General features: G+C 72.8%; 10 protein-coding genes and 3 tRNA genes. 9 read left to right on the top strand and 4 right to left on the bottom strand.

Annotated elements, in window-relative coordinates:
• The first annotated feature begins 111 nt into the window (after nt 1–111).
• The gene (locus F4562_RS05685) at nt 112–5,457 is read left to right on the top strand and encodes a type I polyketide synthase (protein WP_184547875.1); all 5,346 of its coding nucleotides are present in this window, start codon (nt 112–114) and stop codon (nt 5,455–5,457) included.
• A gap of 50 nt (nt 5,458–5,507) precedes the next feature.
• Here F4562_RS05685 and F4562_RS05690 read toward each other — a convergent pair whose 3' ends face one another.
• The 3 genes from F4562_RS05690 to hutH all read right to left on the bottom strand — a co-directional run bounded on the left by F4562_RS05690 (nt 5,508) and on the right by hutH (nt 9,084).
• On the bottom strand, nt 5,508–6,338 hold the full coding sequence (locus F4562_RS05690) for an aminotransferase class IV (RefSeq protein ID WP_184547878.1): 831 nt from the start codon (nt 6,336–6,338) through the stop codon (nt 5,508–5,510).
• Nucleotides 6,335–7,354 carry a chorismate-binding protein gene (locus F4562_RS05695; RefSeq protein WP_184547880.1) on the bottom strand — a complete coding sequence of 340 codons (1,020 nt, stop codon included), beginning with the start codon at nt 7,352–7,354 and terminating at the stop codon, nt 6,335–6,337. Before F4562_RS05695 ends, F4562_RS05690 begins: the two co-directional genes overlap by 4 nt.
• 182 nt (nt 7,355–7,536) lie before the next feature.
• Nucleotides 7,537–9,084 (bottom strand): histidine ammonia-lyase, encoded by a 1,548-nt coding sequence (hutH, locus tag F4562_RS05700; protein WP_184547882.1) that lies wholly within the window; start codon nt 9,082–9,084, stop codon nt 7,537–7,539.
• Nucleotides 9,085–9,235: 151 nt separating this feature from the next.
• On the opposite strand from hutH, the gene F4562_RS05705 reads away from it, so the two are divergent.
• The 8 genes from F4562_RS05705 to F4562_RS05740 all read left to right on the top strand — a co-directional run bounded on the left by F4562_RS05705 (nt 9,236) and on the right by F4562_RS05740 (nt 12,626).
• Nucleotides 9,236–9,307, top strand: a tRNA-Gly gene (locus tag F4562_RS05705).
• A 25-nt stretch (nt 9,308–9,332) separates the two neighbouring features.
• Nucleotides 9,333–9,403, top strand: a tRNA-Cys gene (locus F4562_RS05710).
• A gap of 14 nt (nt 9,404–9,417) precedes the next feature.
• Nucleotides 9,418–9,492 (top strand) — tRNA-Val (locus F4562_RS05715).
• Nucleotides 9,493–9,758: 266 nt separating this feature from the next.
• Nucleotides 9,759–10,001, top strand: a complete 243-nt coding sequence (locus F4562_RS05720) for a hypothetical protein (protein ID WP_184547884.1) — start codon at nt 9,759–9,761, stop codon at nt 9,999–10,001.
• On the top strand, nt 9,976–10,488 hold the full coding sequence (locus F4562_RS05725; RefSeq protein WP_311734276.1) for a DUF6879 family protein: 513 nt from the start codon (nt 9,976–9,978) through the stop codon (nt 10,486–10,488). The genes F4562_RS05720 and F4562_RS05725 overlap by 26 nt, the downstream gene beginning before the upstream one ends.
• Nucleotides 10,489–10,497: 9 nt before the next feature.
• On the top strand, nt 10,498–11,346 hold the full coding sequence (locus F4562_RS05730; RefSeq protein WP_184547886.1) for a helix-turn-helix domain-containing protein: 849 nt from the start codon (nt 10,498–10,500) through the stop codon (nt 11,344–11,346).
• Between the two features lie 447 nt (nt 11,347–11,793).
• Entirely contained in the window at nt 11,794–11,994 is a 201-nt protein-coding gene (locus tag F4562_RS05735) for a hypothetical protein (RefSeq protein ID WP_184547888.1), read from the top strand.
• On the top strand, nt 11,991–12,626 hold the full coding sequence (locus F4562_RS05740; RefSeq protein ID WP_184547890.1) for a hypothetical protein: 636 nt from the start codon (nt 11,991–11,993) through the stop codon (nt 12,624–12,626). Before F4562_RS05735 ends, F4562_RS05740 begins: the two co-directional genes overlap by 4 nt.
• A 148-nt stretch (nt 12,627–12,774) precedes the next feature.
• On the opposite strand, the gene F4562_RS05745 is transcribed toward F4562_RS05740, so the two are convergent.
• Nucleotides 12,775–18,555 (bottom strand): type I polyketide synthase, encoded by a 5,781-nt coding sequence (locus F4562_RS05745; protein ID WP_184547892.1) that lies wholly within the window; start codon nt 18,553–18,555, stop codon nt 12,775–12,777.
• Nucleotides 18,556–18,616: the final 61 nt, after the last annotated feature.

Here is an 18,616-nt window from a genome sequence, read left to right on the forward strand (position 1 = left end):
CGGATAAGAGGGCTGCCCTGGAGGGTTCCGCACCTGTCGGCCCGCGGTGTTCAACAGACACCACTCCGTCAGCCCCCGCACTGGAAACCGCCCGAGAGGGGCCGCACCGTCATGACCTCCCCCCATGAAAAACCGTCAACGCGGGAACCGATCGCCGTCATCGGCATGGCCTGCCGCCTGCCCGGGGCGGACTCCCCCGAGGAGCTGTGGGACCTGCTGTGCCGCGGCGCCAACGTGATATCGGAGATCCCCGCCGACCGGTTCCCGGTGGACGAGTTCTACCACCCCGTTCCCGGCACCCCTGGCAAGTTGTCGTCCCGTTACGGGGGATTCCTGTCCGGCATCGACGAGTTCGACGCCGGGTTCTTCGGCATCTCACCGCGTGAGGCCGCGCGCATGGACCCGCAGCACCGCCTGTCGATGGAGGTGGCCTGGGAGGCGTTCGAGGACGCCGGTCTCACGCTTGAGCAGATGCCCGGCATGACCGGCGCGGTGTTCATGGGGGTCATCACCAGTGACTACTGGGACCTGCAGTCCGGCGCCGTACGGGAACTGGACGTTCACACCGTCGGCGGGAGCACCCGCGGCGGCAACGCCGGCCGCATCTCCTACGCGCTGAACCTGACCGGTCTCAGCGTGGCTCTCGACGCGGCGTGCTCCTCCTCCCTGGTCGCCATCGATCTGGCGGTGCAGTCACTGCGCGCCGGATCGTGCGACATCGCCTTCGCGGGCGGCGTCAACGCCATCCTCACCCCCGACCACGCCGTCGGGTTCTCGCAGGGTTCGATGATGGCGCCGGACGGGCAGTGCAAGGCGTTCGACGCCCGCGCCGACGGTTATGTACGCAGCGAAGGAGCAGGGGTCGTGGTCCTGAAGACCCTCACGCGGGCGCTCGCCGACGGCGACCGCGTGCACGCGCTCATCCGCGGCGTGGCCGCCAGCAACGACGGGCACGGCGAGAGTTTCATGGCCCCGCAGGTCCCCGGCCAGCGGGGCGGGCTGGAGGCCGCCTACCGCAACGCCGGGGTCGATCCGGCCACCGTCGCCTATGTGGAGGCGCACGGAACCGGGACGAGTGCCGGCGATCCCGTCGAGATCGCCGCACTGGACGCGATCCTCGGGAGGGGGCGGCCGGAGGGGCGGCCGCTGCTGGTGGGGTCGGTGAAGACCAACCTCGGCCACACCGAGGGGGCGGCCGGGGTGACGGGCCTGATCAAGACCGTGCTGTGCCTCAAGCACGGCTGGCTCCCGGCGAGCCTCAACTTCGCCACCCCCAGCCCCGCCATCCCCTGGGACCGGATCGGGGTGCGGGTCTGCGACCGGGGGCAGGCGTGGCCGCGGCAGGAGGGCCCGCGCCGGGCCGGGGTGAGCAGCTTCGGCATCGCCGGGACCAACGTCCACGTCGTGCTGGAGGAGGCGCCGCCGCCGTCCGGGGACGACGAGGATGACGAGGGCGGGGTGGTGCTGCTGCCGCTGTCGGCGCGCTCGCCGAAGGCGCTGACGGCGCTGGCGGGGCGGTACCGCGACCTGCTCGGCTCTGGGGGGACGTCCCTGGCGGGGGTGGGAGCGGCGGCGGGTGTCCGGCGCAGCCACCACGACCTGCGGCTCGCGGTGGTCGCGGACACGCGGCGTGACGCGGTCGCCAGGCTCGACTCGTTCGTGGCGGACGGCGACGGCGACGGCGTGCACGTCGGCGAGACCGACGCCGAGGCCGGCGGGCGGCACCGGACCGCGTGGGTGTTCCCCGGCCAGGGTGCCCAGTGGGCGGGCATGGGCCGTGACCTGCTCGCCGCCGAACCCGTCTTCGCCGAGGCGATCGCCGAGTGCGACCGCGCCATGCGGCCCTACGCGGACTGGTCACTGCGGGAGGTCCTGAGCACGGACGCCGGATCGGCGCGGCTCAGTGAGATCGACGTCGTCCAGCCGACGATCTTCGCGGTGCAGGTGGCGCTCGCCCGGCTGTGGCGTTCGTGGGGGTTCGAGCCCGACGCGGTCGTCGGGCACTCGATGGGTGAGGTGGCCGCCGCCCACGTGGCCGGCGTCCTCGACCTCGACGACGCGGCCCGGATCATCTGCGGCCGTAGCCGCCTCGTCCGCGGCACCGGCGGTCGGGGGGCCATGGCCGCCGTCGAACTGTCCGCCCGGGAGGCCGAGGCGCTCGTCGCCCCGTACGGGGGGAAGGTCGTCGTGGCGGTGAGCAACGCCCCCACCTCGACCGTCATCGCCGGCGACGCGGGCACGGTGGACACGATCCTGCGCGACCTGGAGGGCCGAGGCGTCTTCGGCCGCCGGGTGCAGGTGGACTTCGCCTCGCACAGCCCGCAGATGGACCCGCTGCGCGGGCCCCTGCTGGAACTCATGGCACCCCTGCGTCCCCGGCCAGGGACGGTCCCGGTGTTCTCGACGGTCACCGCGCGTTTCCTGCGCGGCCCGGAGATGGACGCCGCGTACTGGGTGGACAACCTGCGCGAGCCGGTGCTGTTCGCCGACGCGGTGCAGCGTCTGGCCGGGGAGGGGTTCGACACGTTCGTCGAGTTCAGCCCGAACCCGCTGCTCGCCCGCGCCGTGCAGCGGAACCTGCGGCACGCGGGTGCGGACGGTACCGTCGTCACCGTGCTGGCGAGGGACGTCCCGGGCCGTACCGCCCTGCTGGAGGCCGTGGCCGAGCTGTTCGTCACCGGCCGCCGGGTCGACTTCGGGCTGATCCAGCCGTACGACCGTCACGACGTCCGCCTGCCCTCCTACCCCTGGCAGCACGAGCGGTACTGGAAGACCCCCGGGAAGACCGGCGCGAAGCGCGGCGCGACCGGCTCCGGCCACCCGATCATGGGCGAGGCCCTGCGGCTCGCGCCGGGGGACCGGTTCGTCTGGGACTTCGACCTCGACCTCGACCGGCTGCCCTACCTCGCCGAGCACCGCGTGCACGGGATGCCGGTGCTGCCCGGCGCGGCCTACCATGAGCTCGCGCTGGCGGCCGGGACGGAGGCGTACCCGGACCGGCCCTTCGAGGTGGAGAACCTGTGCCTGCGGCATGCCCTGTTCCTGACCTCCGAGACCGTCCAGCGCGTCCAGGTTTGCTTGGACGCGGCCGGAGACGACGGAAGCCGCCGCTGGACCGCCTTCACCGCCGACGCGACCGGGGGCGAGGACGCGGGCTGGGCCGAGATCGCCACCGCGTCGCTGAGACCGTGCCCCCCGCACGACGACGCGATCGACGTTCCCGACCCCGCCGCGTACCGGGAGCCGGTGGACGTCGCCGAGCACTACGCCGCCTCCCGGCGCCGCGGCATCGAACAGTCAGGTCCCTTCCAGGCAGTGGCGGCTCTGCACCGCGAGGACGGCGCCGTACTCGCCGAGCTGGCCGTGCACAGCGACATCGTCGCCGGCCTGGGCCGGTACCTGCTCCATCCCGCGCTGCTCGACTCGGCCCTCCAGCCGCTGATGACCCTGCTCGACGTCACCGGCGTGGACCAGGACACCTACCTGCCGGTACGGACCGGACGCCTCCGCCTGTACGGCCGGCCCGAAGCGGGGAAGCGGCTGTGGTCCCACGCGGTGCGCACCTCACCACCTCAGGAGAAGGACCTGGTCGAAGGCGACGTCCTGATCACCGACGACGGCGGACGGCTGATCGCCGCGATCACCGGCTTCCAGCTCAGGCGCCTGTCCTCCGAACCGCCGGAGGTCGTCGAACACCGGACGCGCAGACTGCTGTACGGCGTCGAGTGGACGGAACTGGAGCCGCCGGCCCCCTCGCGGCCCGACGCGGCGCGCTGGCTCGTGGTGACCGACTCGCCGCTCGGCCCCGAACTGTGTGCCCAGCTCACCGAGAACGGGGGCCGGGCACTTCTCGTCCAGTCGGGCTCCGGTTACCACCGGGCCGGTCCTGACCACTGCCTGCTCGACCCCGCCTCCGAGGACGACTGGAAGAAGCTCGTCAAGGAGCAGTCCGCGGCAGGGACGTGGCCCCCGGAGGGGGTCGTTCACCTGCCGGCCGCCTCCGATGCCGGAACGCGGACGCTCGAGGGCTGCTTCCACGTGCTGAACCTGGTCAAGGCCCTGACCGCGGGCGACCCCAACCCCCCTCGTCTCTGGCTGGTCACCACCGCCGCCCAGGCTCCGCTCGGCTCCGGTGACGTCGACCCCGAACAGACCGCCGTGTGGGGGCTCGGCCGGGTGATCCCCTACGAGCACCCCGAGCTGCGATGCTCGATGATCGACCTTCCGGCGCGGCCTGGCCCGGCCGCGCTCGCCGCCCTGCGCGCCGAGATCACCGCCGGGGGAACCGAGACCGAGATCGCCCTGCGGGACGGCCGCAGGTACGCGAGCCGGCTCAGGCGGCAGCGGCTCCCCTCCGAGCGGCCGGTGCCCGTCCGCTCCGACGCCACCTACCTGATCGCCGGAGGCCTGGGCGGCGTGGGGCTGCTGACCGCCGAGTGGCTGATCGGGCACGGCGCCCGTCATCTGGTCCTCGTCGGCCGGCGCGGCGCCACGCCCAAGGCCGAGGAGCGGATCAGGGCGATGACGGCCGGCGACGTGGAGGTCCTCGTCGCCGGGGCGGACATCACCTCCCGTCCCCAGCTGGCCGGTCTCCTCGACGAGATCGCCCGGCGCATGCCCCCTCTCCGGGGCGTCGTCAACTCCGCCGTCGTCCTCGACGACGGCACGCTGGCCCAGCTCGACCGCACCCGCTTCTTCGCCCCGATGCCCCCGAAGGTCGACGGGTCGTGGCACCTGCACGAGCTCACCCGGCACCTGCCCCTCGACTTCTTCCTCCTCTACTCCTCCGCGGCCTCCCTCATCGGCTCACCCGGCCAGGGCAACTACTCCGCCGCCAACGCCTACCAGGACGGCCTGGCCCGGCATCGGCGGGCCAACGGCCTTCCCGCCCTGACCGTGAACTGGGGGCAGTGGGCCGGCACCGGCCAGGTGGCGAAGGCGGGCAGGGACCTCCGCCTGGACGAGCGCGGCTTCGCCGCCTTCGCCCCCGCCGACGCCTTCACGGCCCTCCGCCGGCTGCTCGGCGACCCACCCGCCCAGGCTGGGATCATGTCCTTCACACCCGCCGTCTGGACGCGTTTCTTCCCGGCCCTGCGATCGTCCTCGCTCTTCCGCGAGCTCGCCGGGGAGGACACCGGGGAGGGCGGCGGGCAGCGGACGGCCGAGCCGGAGCTGACACGCGACATGCTCGCCGGGACGGACGAGGAGACGGCCCGGCGGCTCGTCGCGACCTACCTGTGCTCCCAGGTGGCCGCCGTCGTCCACCTCCCCCGGGAGAAGGTCGACCCGTCCCAGCGTCTGCACCGGCTCGGCATCGACTCCCTCATGGCGGTCCAGCTGCGCAACCGGATCGCGGCCGACCTGGAGATCAACCTCCCGGTCGCGGTCTTCCTGCAACGCCGCACCGTCGGCGACCTCGCGGCGCTGGCTCTCCAGCACGGCGGGGACTCGTCGTGACGACCTCCCGTGCGGCCCGCACGGGCCGCACGGGAGGTCGTCCGGCCCGCTCAGGGGTCGAGGTCGGCCGCCGCACGCTCGGCGAAGACCCGCATCGCCTTGGCCGTGACCGGGCCGGGCGCGGCCGGGAGCACGGTCTGGTCGACGGCGCGGATCGGCTGGACATCCCGGGTGGTGGAGGTCAGGAACGCCTCCTCGGCCTCGTACAGGGCCGACAGCGGGACGTCCTCCTCCACTCCCCCGCACCACTGGAGCGTCAGGCCGCGGGTGACCCCGGCCAGGCAGCCGGAGGCGAGTGTGGGGGTGACCAGGCGGCCGTCGCGGACGATGAAGATGTTGCTGCCGGTGCCCTCGCACAGGTCGCCCGCGACGTTGCCGAAGATCGCCTCACCGCCGCCCCTGGCCTTGGCGTGGAACAGGGCCTTGGCGTTCTCGGCGTAGGAGGTGCTCTTCACCCCGGCGAGCGCGCCGCGCTCGTTGCGCGGCCACGGCACGACGGTGACGTCGGCGGTGGCCGGGAACGGCTTCTGCTCGGCGACGATCACCATGGCAGTGCAGCCCTGGTCGCCCCGGTCGGAGCCGAGCGGCCCCGGGCCGCTGGTGTAGGTGATCCGGATGCGGCCCAGCGGCCACGCGGGCGCCTCGGCCAGGCAGGCGCGCACACCGGCGATGATCTCCTCGACGTCCGGCTCCGGCAGGTCCAGCCGCTGCGCCGAGAGCCTGAGCCGGTCGAGGTGGCGGGTGAGCGCGAAAGGGACGCCGTTGACGCACTTGACGGTCTCGAACACCCCGTCCCCGACCATCAGGCCGTGGTCGAACACCGAGACGGTGGCCTGATCTGGAGGGATCAGCGCACCGTTGACCCATACGGGTACTTTCATGTAACTCCTTCTGAACCAGACGTGGAAGCCAGCGTGATGAGCCGGGAGGCCTTCAGCTCGGTCTCGTGCCACTCGCGCCGAGGGTCGCTGCCCCAGGTTATGCCCGCGCCCGTGCCGAAGCGGATCTCCCCGCAGGAGAACCAGAACGTGCGGATCCCCACGGCCAGCGACGCCCGGCGCCGGTCGGCGTCCACCCAGCCCACGGCTCCACAGTAGGGTCCGCGGGGCTCGGGTTCGAGCTCATCGATGATGCGCAGGGCCGAGGATTTCGGGGCGCCGGTCACCGACCCCGGCGGGAAGGTCGCGGCGAACAGCTCCGGCCACCCGGCCCCGGGCGCCAGGCGTGCCCGGACGGTGGAGACGAGGTGGACGAGACCGGGGTGCTCCTCCACCTCGCACAGCGCGGGCACGCTCACCGAGCCGACCTCCGCGACCCGGCCCAGGTCGTTGCGGACCAGGTCGACGATCATCACGTTCTCGGCGTAGTCCTTCTCCATCAGGTCGGCCACGGTGGCCCCGGTCCCCTTGATCGGCCGGGACTCCACGACGTCGCCGTCCCTGGAGAGGTAGAGCTCCGGGGAGGCCGAGACCACCCCCAGGCCCGGCAGGCTCACCGTGGCGGCGTAGGGGGCGGGATTGCCCTCGGCCAGCCGCGCGGCGAGCGCCCGCGGGTCGGGCTCGGTGCCCTCCGGCAGCGGCGCGCTCAGCACCCGGCACAGGTTGGCCTGGTAGACGTCGCCGCGCTCGATGTAGGCGCGGATGCGCCGCACCCCGTCCTCGTAGGCGTCCCGGTCGAGTGAGCTGCGCCACGCCGACCGGTGCGGGCCGCGCCAGGGACCACGTGGCGCGGGCAACGGCGCCCGGCGGACGTCGCCGAACCTGGCGCACGTCACCTTGCCCTCGTAGTCGGCCACGACGGCCCACCATCCCTCACCGTCGAGCGCGGCCAGGTCGGTGGTCACGTCACGCAGCCCGGTGGCCAGATATCCGGTGACATGCGCGAATGAGTCATGCACGCGCCTATTGTCCCGCCACGCCGGTCAGGAGACGCACCGGAGTGCGGGCCGGCCGGGGTCCGGCCCGCGGGCGTGGCGGTTCCCACCGGCGGGCCGGTGACCTGGGACGACGGTCCGCGGGCGCGGCAGGTCACGCCCACGGGCGCCGGTGGCCGGGGAGGACTGCGAGCGGGCTCAGCAGGTCACGCCAGCGGGCCGGTGACCGTCTCGGCGGCGGCGACGACCCCGCCCGAGGCGACCAGCTGGACCGCCGCCTCGATCTCCGGGGCGAGGAAACGGTCCGGCCCCGGACCGGAGACGGCCTGCCGCAGCGCGGCCGTCACAGCCCCGGTCGCCGGGGCGGGGCGGAGCGGGGAACGCAGGTCGAGGGCCCGCGCCGCGGTGAGGATCTCCACCGCGAGCACCCGGGTCAGGCCGTCCACGGCGCGGCGCAGCTTGCGCGCCGCCGACCAGCCCATGGAGACGTGGTCCTCCTGCATGGCGGAGCTGGGAATGGAGTCGACGCTCGCGGGCGCGGCCAGGCGCTTGAGCTCGGAGACGATCGCGGCCTGGGTGTACTGGGCGATCATGTGCCCCGAGTCGACCCCGGGATCGTCGGCGAGGAAGGCGGGCAGGCCGTGGCTGCGGGCCACGTCCAGCATGCGGTCGGTGCGGCGCTCGGAGATGCTCGCCATGTCCGCGGCCGCGATGGCGAGGAAGTCGAGCACGTAGCCGACGGGGGCACCGTGGAAGTTGCCGTTGGACTCCACCCGGCCGTCGGCCAGGACCACCGGGTTGTCGATCGCCGAGACGAGCTCCCGGCCGGCGACCGCGGCGGCGTGCGCGAGGGTGTCGCGGGCGGCGCCGGCCACCTGCGGGGCACACCGCAGCGAGTAGGCGTCCTGGACGCGGGTGCAGGTGCCGTCCCGGTGGGACTCCATGATCTGCGAGTCGCGCAGCAGTGCCCGCAGGTTGGCGGCGCTGGCCGCCTGGCCCGGGTGCGGTCGCAGGGCCTGCAGGTCGGCGGCGAAGACCCGGTCGGTGCCGAGCAGCGCCTCCACGCTCATGGCCGCACCGACGTCGGCGGTGGTGAACAGCCGGGCGAGGTCGTCCATGGCCAGGATCAGCATCCCCAGCATGCCGTCGGTGCCGTTGATGAGCGCGAGCCCCTCCTTGGCCGCGAGCTCGACGGGCTCGACGCCCGCCCGCTTGAGCGCCTCCGCCGCGTCGACGCGGTCGCCCGCCGCGTCGCGGACGACACCCTCACCCATGATCGTGAGGGCCACGTGCGAGAGCGGGGCCAGGTCGCCGGAGCAGCCCAGGCTGCCGTACTCGTGCACGACCGGGGTGATGCCCGCGTTGAGCAGGCTCTGCAACACCTTGGCCGTCTGCGGGCGGACCCCCGTGTGGCCGGTGGCCAGGGTGCGCAGGCGCAGCAGCATGAGCGCCCGGACGACCTCGACCTCCACCTCCGGGCCCGATCCGGCCGCGTGCGAGCGGACCAGGGAGCGTTGCAGCTGCGCGCGGAGCGACGGGTCGATGTGCCGGGTGGCGAGGGCACCGAACCCGGTCGAAACGCCGTAGGCGGGGACGGGGCTCTCGGCGAGCTCGTCCACCCGGGTCCGGGCGGCGGCCATGGCGGCCACCGCGTCGTCGGTGAGACGGACGGGGGCGCCGTGCCTGGCCACCCTGACGACCTCGTCGAAGCTCAGCGGCTCCGGCCCGATGTTCACGACCTCGTTGTCGCGCATGGTGTCACTCTCTCGCGTAGTCGAGCATGGGTAACTGGTACCCCCCGGGTTGGCCCCTTACATCACAAGATACCCGGGTATTCGGTTTGGGGAGTCGCCGGGGATTCGCTAGAGTTCTCACAGTGAGTCCGGGGCGATCCCGGAGACACACGCGGAAGTGGCTCAGTGGTAGAGCATCACCTTGCCAAGGTGAGGGTCGCGGGTTCGAATCCCGTCTTCCGCTCGGAAAGGGGCTACGGCCCTCACTCGGTGGAGTGGCCGAGAGGCGAGGCAACGGCCTGCAAAGCCGTGTACACGGGTTCAAATCCCGTCTCCACCTCTGGTTTTCAGCGAGGACGATTAGCTCAGCGGGAGAGCGCTTCCCTGACACGGAAGAGGTCACTGGTTCAATCCCAGTATCGTCCACCAGGCTCCTTGGCAGACCAGGTCTGACCTGGTCAAGCAGGAGGCAAAGCCCCAGCTCACGGCGCATGCCGAGAGACTGGGGCTTCTTGTTGTTCCGGGTTGATCATCGATGTTGTCAGCACCGGTGCTGACGTTGTGCTGACCCGTCGGCGCACCCATGCCTGAGTAGGGGGATCACATGGTTTGCTGAACCGCTTGACGGCACTACAACCTCCGGTCAGGCTCGCGTGTGTGCAAGTCCGCGCACATTCGCAGCCTCGGAGGCGACCATGACGCTACGGTTCATCGGCATCGACACAGGAAGCGAGCACGGAGGGTGCCCCTCGGTCTGGGTCGATGACATCGACGGAAGCTTCGTGATTCAGGGGATCGTGGTCACCGATCCAGACGAGCTGACTCAAGTCGTCACCCGGAGTCCGCTCGCGCCGGATGAGATGATCGTTAGGCTTCCTGCGCGAATGCGTGGCTACTTACTGGAGGCGTGCGGTGAGCGCGAACCCAACGTTGGATGAGCTGTTTCAACACTGCGAGCGCTCCGCGCTGCACCTGGAGATGCGCGACGGCTACGGCAATTCGAGCCCTGGGTTCCGCGCGTGGCGCGAAGGCGTCCCCTTCGATCGGACCGACTTCGACGCGCCATGGGTCAACCTGATCAGGGACACCGTTGAGCGCGGTGTCGTGGTATGCCGTGCCCGAATCATCTCTGAGCCCGTGAGCGACTACATCCGTTACGAGCACTCGGCCACGCCTTACGCCAACCTCGCCGGAGGTGAGCAAGTTCGCTGGTTGCCGCGCCAGAAGGCATCCGACCTGGCGCTGCCCGGTAACGACTTCTGGCTCTTCGACGGTCGGCTGGTGCGCTTCGCCTTCCACTCCGGAGACGGCGAACCCGCCGGTTACGAAGTGTCCGAAGATCCAGCGGTGGTGAAGCTATGCGTAACGGCCTTTGAAGGGGTCTGGGAACGCGGCGTCGATCACGCCGAGTACCGGCCCACCTGACCTCCGCGCGTGTCCGCCTCTCCATCTTCCAGCGCCCAGCAGGCCCGCCGAGCCATCGGCAGGCGGCTTCGTGACATCCTGCGCGACTCCGGCATTACCGCTCGGGCACTGGCACATGCGGCCGGGTGGGACGAGTCCAAATGCTCTCGTCTCATCAACGGCCGCACGCTGCCATCCGATGACGACATTCGCGTCTGGTGCCGGATCTGCAATGCAGAAAACGAGATCCCCGACCTGATCGCCGCGACTCGCGACGCCGACAGCATGTACGTGGAGTGGAGGCGGTTGCAGCGCAGCGGCATGAGGCGGCTGCAAGAAACCCGGGTGTCCCTGTACGAGGAAACCCGGCTATTCCGCTTCTACTGCTCACAGTTCATGCCCTGGCCACTCCAGACGCCCGGTTACATGCGAGCCGTGCTGTCGGCCTTTGCCGACTTCCACGACGCACCACGCGACATCGACGAGGCGATTGCCGCACGGTCTGCCCGAAGCCGCCTGCTCTACGAAGGCGACCACCGATTCGCCATGGTGATGGAAGAGTCGGTACTCCACGATCGGATCGCCGACGACGATGTCATGGCGGGTCAACTCGGTCAGCTTCTTGAGGGGATGTCCCTGCCGTCCGTCTCGCTCGGCATCATCCCGTCCGGCACCCGCCGCAAGCTGTGGACCATGGAGACCTTTTCGATCTACGACGACAAACGTGTCTTTGTGGAGTTGCTGTCAGCAGGCGTGACGGTCACTCAACCACGGGAGATCGCGCTCTACCTCAAGGGTTTCAGCGAGCTGGCCGGCCAAGCCGTCTACGGCAACAAAGCACGTTCCTTGATCACTGCTGCGATCGGTGCGCTTAGTTAATCCGTGCAAGTTCGTACAAGTTCATTGAGGGGCCGTGTCCGCCGTTTCTACGGTCTGAGGCATGGCGACCGGACAGACAGCAGCAGAGCCCCGCGAGGGACCCGGGAACAACGAAGTGACCGACGCAACGGCAGAGCGACACGACAGGGCGTTGGCCGTCGTGCAACGCCTCTTGAGAGACCGGCGAGTTCGCGCGTACGCCGTTCACACGATCAGCTTGAAGCTGTCCGGTGACGGCAGGCCGTTCCCCCGGGGGGAACACAAGCGGTACGTCCCCGAACTCGTCGCCTACAGCGACGCGGGACGGATGGTCGCCACGGTGGCCGTGGGACCGCGGACCGGCTGCTACCTGGTGTCTCGCAACGGCATCGGCCTTCAGCCGGTGCGAGGACCTCAGCAGGTTGTAGATCTCATCCTTTCGGACTGCTCGGGGGCCGGGTCATGGCGATGCGGCCGATTTTCGAGTTCGATGTGATCGAACGACCTGACGGCACCTTTGAGGCCCGGTTCACGGACACCTCGCAGACCGCTCCCGCCGACGTGACCGCCGAGACGTTCGGGGATCTTGAGGTGCGGTGCATCGCCAAGCGGATCGCCCGGAGCATCTGGGCCGCTTCCGTCCCCTCGCCGAGGGAGGGGACGGCGTGAAGGGCCCTGTGGCGACACGACTTCGTATCCCTTACGTCATCGCTCACGCGGGCGAGGCCGTACCTCAGCGCCTTCGGTTCGTTCGTCGTCCGCTCGGTGGGCTGCGGCTCGCCTACGACGACCCGCGCCGGGGTGATGAGGCGTACGGGGTGCTGCGCGTGCGGGTCCGGGGCACCCGGCAGGGGGCACCGCAGTGGCGGATGCTGAACACGCTGCGGCAGTGGCGGTGCATGGAACGGCACCTGTGCCAGGTCTGCGGCGAGCCGGCCACCGATCCCGCCTCGGGGCGCATCCCGTGGATCATGACGGATACCGCGTTCCGCGAGCTTCCCGACGACCCCACCGGGGGCCTGACCAGCGCTCCCCCCACCTGCGAGGCGTGCATCCCCGAAGCGCTGGCCACCTGCCCCCAACTCCACATCTCGTCGGCCGTCTGCACTGCCGCGCGCAGCGAGCCCGCCGCCGTGCTGGCGGACATGTTCACCCCCGGGCCGAACGGGAGAGCCGTCCACACGGGCGAGCACAACGTTGAGATCAGTCTGAAGGACGAGACGCTGCTTCCCTACGCGCTGGCCACGCAGTTGGTCGTCCAGGTTCACGACCTTCGGCCCGCGCCCCATCCGGTGGGCTGAGACTCCCCCGGTAGGGCCATCCTTCCCCCAGGACGGTCTACACCCGAGACTTAGCCCTACCGGGGGCACCGGGGCGGCCGGGAGCCCGTCCGGGCGGCGGGGGCCGTGCCCGGCGGCCGGGAGGGGAGGGTTCCCGGCCGCGGGACGCTCAGCGGCCGGCGTCCAGCGACGCCAGCCAGTCCTCGATGGCGCGGGCCATCGACGGGGCCCTGTCCTCCAGCATCGTGAAGTGGTCTCCCTCCACCTCCCGCGCGACGTGGTCGGTGTGCCACGAGGCACGCCAGTCCTCCGTCGCCGGAGGCTCGCCGCCGGGGCCGGGAAGCGGCGTGTCGGGACGCAGGAACAGGATCGGGGCCTTCACCTCTCCGACCGCGCACTCGCGGAACAGCTTGTAGTAGCGGCCCATCGCCCCCAGTCGCGCGCTGGTGAACGGCCCGAAGGACGCCTCCCGGTCGAACATGCCCTGCACCATCTGCGTCCCGAGGTCGTCGATGACCTTGTCGTCCGGCATGAAGGTGTCCAGCAGGACGAGACCGGCCGGGTTGACGCCGAGGCTCTCCAGGTAGCCGACGGCGGCGTGCGCGAAGATCCCCCCGGCGCAGTACCCGAGGACGACGAACGGCTCGTCGCCGGCCGCGCGCCGCACGGACTCCGCCCAGGTCCGCACCGCGGCGTCCACCGTGGCGGGCAGGCTCTCCTCCCGGGCGAAGCCGAGGACCGGGAGCGCGAACAGGTCCCGCACGTCCCGGAAGTTCGCCGCGAGGCGGGCGAACTGGGTCGCCCCGCCCAGCGCCATCGGGGTGCTGAAGCAGAACAGGCTGGGCCTGCCGGGGCCCGCCGCCAGCTTCACCGGCGGCGGGATCTCCTCCAGTTCCTCCGGCGACGAGAACGACTGCCGCAGGTCGGCCAGGGCCCGCAGCATGGCCATGCCCTCGTGCATCTTCCCCTTCAGCGCCGCCTCGTGAAGCAGCGCGCTGGGGGTGTCCGCCGGGTCCGCCCCGCCGCGCGCGGGTTCGGCTCCGGGGCCGGCGAGGCGGGCGTCCAGCTCGCCCAGGAGGTGCTTGGCCAGGTCCGCGGGGTTGGGGTAGTCGAAGACCACGGTCGCGGGCATCCGCAGGCCGGTCGCCTTGATGAGGGCGTTGCGCAGCTCCATCGAGGTGAGCGAGTCGAAGCCGGCCTCCAGGAAGTTCTGGTCGGCGTCGACCGCCTCGGGCCCGGGGTGGCCGAGCACCCTGGCCGCGTGCGCGCGCACCGCCTCGCGGAGTTCGTCCAGCCGCCGTTCCTCCGGCAGGCCGGCCAGCCGGGCGACGAGCGGCGCGGCGCCGCCCTCCTCCTCGTCGCCGGGGTCCGACCCGCCGGCCAGGATCGCGGTGACCTCGGGCAGCGCGCGCAGCAGCGGCCTGGGTCGGGCGAGGGCGTACGCGGGGGCGAAACGGGTCCAGTCGATGTCGGCCACCACCAGGTGGTGCTCGCCGCGGTCGAGCGCCTGGCCGAGCGCGGCGGTGGCCGCGGAGGGCTCCATCACACGTACGCCCAGGCGGAGCAGGCGGGCGCCGATCGACTCGTCCACCATGCCGCCGCCGCCCCAGGCGCCCCACGCGACGCAGGAGGCCGCGAGCCCTCGGGCACGGCGGCGGGCGGCCAGCGCGTCCAGGAACGCGTTCGCGGCGGCGTAGGCGGCCTGCCCTCCCTGGCCCCACACGGCGGCGCCGGAGGAGAACAGCACGAACTCCTCCAGCGGGCGGTCGCCCAGCAGTTCGTCCAGGTGGTGGGCACCGGCGACCTTGGCCCGCCCGACCTCGGCGAACTCCTCCAGTGTGGTGTCGGCCAGCGGCACGTCGTCGCCGACGACGCCTGCGGCGTGCACGACCGTGGTGAGCGGGAGCTCGGCGGGCAGGGAGTCCAGCAGCCGGCGAAGCTGCTCGCGGTCGGCGACGTCGCACGCGGCGATCGTGACCTTCGCGCCGAGCGCGGTGAGCTCGGCCTCCAGCTCTTCGGCGCCGGCGGCGGCGGGCCCGCGACGGCTGGTGAGCACCAGGTGCCCGGTTCCCCGGCGGGCCAGCCAGCGCGCCACGTGCGCGCCGACCCCTCCGGTGCCTCCGGTGACGAGCGCCGTGCCCCGGGCACCGGGAGCCGTCCCGGAGGGGGCGGGGGCGGCGTCGCCGAGCGGGGCACGGACGAGGCGCCGGGCGAGGATCCCGGTGTCGCGGACCGCCAGCTGTTCCTCGCCGCCGGATCCGGCCAGCACGCCGCACAGCCGGGCGACGGCCCGCTCGTCCGGGGCGGGGGGCAGGTCGACCAGGCCGCCCCAGGTGCCGGGGTGGTCGAGGGCGAGCACCGTGCCGATGCCCCAGACGGACGCCTGGAACGGGCTGGCGTCCTCGGAGGGCTCCTGCGGCGTCGCGGACCGGGTGGCCACCGCGCCGGAGGTCACCGCCCACAGGGGGGCGGTGACGGCCGCGTCGGTGAGGGCCTGGACCAGCGTGACGGTGTCCGCGGTGCCGCGGGAGAGCGCCGGGTGCACCGGGTGCGGACGCTCGTCCAGCGCGAGCAGGGAGAGCACGCCGGCCGGCTGCTCGTCCGCCGGCAGTTCGCGCAGTTCCGCGGCGAGCCCGGCCCGGTCCCGCCCGGCCGCCCGGATCGGGACGACCCGGGCGCCGTGGCGGCCGAGCCCTTCGGCGACCGCCTCGACGAGGGCGGCGTGGGCGGCGTGGGCGGCGTGGGCGGCGCCGGCCGGCCCGGCGTGCGGGGCGGCGTCGCCGGTGACCGGGGCGGCGTCGCCGGCTTCGGGCAGCGCGAGCAGCCACGTGCCGGTCAGCGCGGCGGCGGGCGGGTCGGCGACCGGCCGCCAGGACACGCGGTAGCGCCACGTGTCGACGGCCGCGCGTTCCCGCATGCGCCGCCGCCACGACGACAGCGCCGGCAGCAGCCGGCCCAGGGCGGCGGCGTCGGCTCCGTCGTCACCGGCCAGGCCGGTCGCGTCTCCGCGCTCGACCGCCTCCCAGAAGGCGGCGTCCACCGGGTCGGCGTCCTGTGCCCGCTTCGCGGCGGGGGCCGACTCCAGCCAGTAGCGCCGTTCCTGGAACGCGTACGTCGGCAGGTCGACCCGGCGTCCCCCGGAGTGCGGGGCGGACCAGTCCACGGTGACACCCCGGACGTGCAGTTCGGCGGCGGAGGTCAGCAGCCGGACCGGCCCGCCGTCGTCGCGGCGGAGGGTGCCGGTGACCACCGCGTCGCGGCCCAGGGCGTCCAGGGTCTCCTGCATGCCCATGGTGAGCACCGGGTGCGGGCTGGTCTCGACGAACACGCCGTGCCCCTGCGCGGCGAGGGCACGGACGGCGGGGTCGAAGCCGACGGTGCGGCGCAGGTTGGTGTACCAGTACTCGGCGTCGAGAGCGGAGGTGTCGATCCAGTCCCCGGTGACCGTGGAGATCATCGGCACGTCGCCGGACCGCGGCGCGACCGGTCCCAGGTCGCGCAGCAGGCGTTCGCGCAGCTCCTCGACCTGGGCGGAGTGCGAGGCGTAGTCGACCGGGACCCGCCTGGCCCGCACGCCCTGCGCGGTGAGGGCCGCCGTCAGCTCGTCGAGGGCGTCCGGCTCACCGGAGACCACGACCGAGCGGGCCCCGTTGACCGCGGCGAGGGAGATCGCCCCCCGCCGGGGTTCCAGCCACCCGGCCAGTTCCTCCGCGGGCAGGCCGACGGAGACCATCCCGCCGCGGCCGGCCAGCACCTCGCCGATGGCCCGGCTGCGCAGGGCCGCCACCCGGGCGCCGTCGTCGAGGGAGAGCCCGCCGGCCACCGTGGCGGCGGCGATCTCACCCTGCGAGTGGCCGATCACGGCGTCCGGCCTGATCCCGTACTCGGCCCACAGCCGGGCCAGCGACACCATGACCGCCCACAGCACGGGCTGGACCACGTCCACCCGCTCCAGCGAGGGGGCGTCCGGCCGCCCGCGCAGCACCCCGGTGAGCGACCAGTCCACGAACGGCGCCAGAGCGCGTTCGCAGTCGCCGATGTGGGCGGCGAAGACCGGTGAGGCGGCGAGCAGTTCGGTGGCCATCCCGGCCCACTGCGACCCCTGGCCGGGGAAGACGAACACCGTCTTGCCCGGCGCTCCGGACGCCACGCCGGTGGCCGCGCAGGCGGTCTCGTCGCCCGCGGCCAGCCCGCGCACCCCGGCCAGCAGTTCCTCCCGGTCGCGGCCGACGACGACGGCCCGGTGCGGGAAGGCGGTGCGGGAGGCGGCCAGGGAGAGACCGATGTCGGCGGCCGAGTGGCCGGGGTGTTCCTCGGCGTGCGCGCGGAGCCGGTCGAGCTGCGCGCGCAGCGCGGGTGCGCTCCTGGCCGAGACCGTCCAGGCCGCCGCGGCCGGTCGCCCGGCGTCGCCCGGCGTCCCGGACCGGCCGGGGTCCGCGGCCGGTCCCGCCCCGTGCCCGGCGGGGCCGGGGGATCCGGCCCGCAGTGCGGAGGTGCCCGCCCGCACGGCGGAGGTGCCCGCCGCTGGGGCGGGAACGGGCTCGGCCGCCTCGGCGGGATCCCCGGCGGGCGCCTGCTCCACGATCACGTGGGCGTTGGTGCCGCTGACGCCGAAGGACGACACCCCGGCGCGGCGGGGCCGGTCGCTCTCGGGCCACGCCACGGGCTCGGTGAGCAGGCGGACGTTCCCTGCCGACCAGTCCACGTGGGACGAGGGCTCCGAGACGTGCAGCGTCCTGGGCAGCAGCCCGCCGCGCAGCGCCATCAGCATCTTGATCACACCGGCCACGCCGGCGGCGGCCTGGGTGTGGCCGATGTTCGACTTGATCGAGCCCAGCCAGAGCGGCAGGTCGGAGGGGCGGTCCTTGCCGTAGGTGGCCAGCAGCGCCTGCGCCTCGATCGGGTCGCCCAGGGTGGTGCCGGTGCCGTGCGCCTCGACGGCGTCCACGTCGAAGGCGGCCAGGCCGGCGTTGGCCAGCGCGCGGCGGATGACCCGCTGCTGGGAGACGCCGTTGGGGGCGGACAGGCCGTTGCTGGCCCCGTCCTGGTTGACGGCGGAGCCGCGGATCAGGCCGACGACCGGGTGGCCGTTGCGGCGGGCGTCCGACAGCCGTTCCAGCAGCAGCAGGCCGGCGCCTTCTCCCCAGCCGGTGCCGTCGGCGTCGTCGGAGAACGCCTTGCACCGGCCGTCGGCGGCCAGGCCGCGCTGGCGGCTGAACTCCACGAAGGTCTCGGGGGTGGCCATGACGGTCACCCCTCCGGCCAGCGCGAGCGTGCTCTCCCCACGCCGCAGCGACTCGCACGCCAGGTGCAGCGCCACCAGGGACGACGAGCACGCGGTGTCGACGGTGAGCGCCGGGCCCTTGAGCCCGAAGACGTAGGCGATCCGGCCGGAGATCACGGCCGTGGAGCCACCGGTCAGCAGGTGGCCCTCAACCCCTTCCGGCGGTGTCACAAGACCGGTGCCGTACCCGCTGGAGAAGGCGCCGACGAACACGCCCGTCTGGCTGCCCTTCAGCGTCGTCAGATCGATCCCGGCCCGTTCGAACGCCTCCCAGGCGACCTGGAGCAGCAGCCGCTGCTGCGGGTCGGTGGCCAGCGCCTCGCGCGGCGAGATGCCGAACGAGGCCGCGTCGAAGTCACCGGCGTCGTAGAGGAACCCGCCCTCGCGGGTGTAGCTGGTGCCCGGCCTGGCGTGGTCCGGGTCGTACAGGGCGTCCAGGTCCCAGCCGCGGTCGTCCGGGAACGCCGAGATGCCGTCGCGGCCGTCCGCGACGAGCCGCCACAGCTCCTCGGGGGTGCGGACCCCCCCGGGGAACCGGCAGCCCATGGCGACGACCGCGATCGGTTCGCGGTCCCGGGCGTCCACCTCGCGCAGCCGCTGCTGGGCGTTCTGCAGGTCCGCGGTCACCCGCCGGAGATAGCCGAGGAGCTTCTGCTCGTCCGCCACGTCACGTCACCTTCCCCATATGCCGTGCCGGACGCCCACCGGGGCGGCCGGCGCGGACAGA

The organism is Streptosporangium becharense, assembly GCF_014204985.1.
Lineage (GTDB): Bacteria > Actinomycetota > Actinomycetes > Streptosporangiales > Streptosporangiaceae > Streptosporangium > Streptosporangium becharense.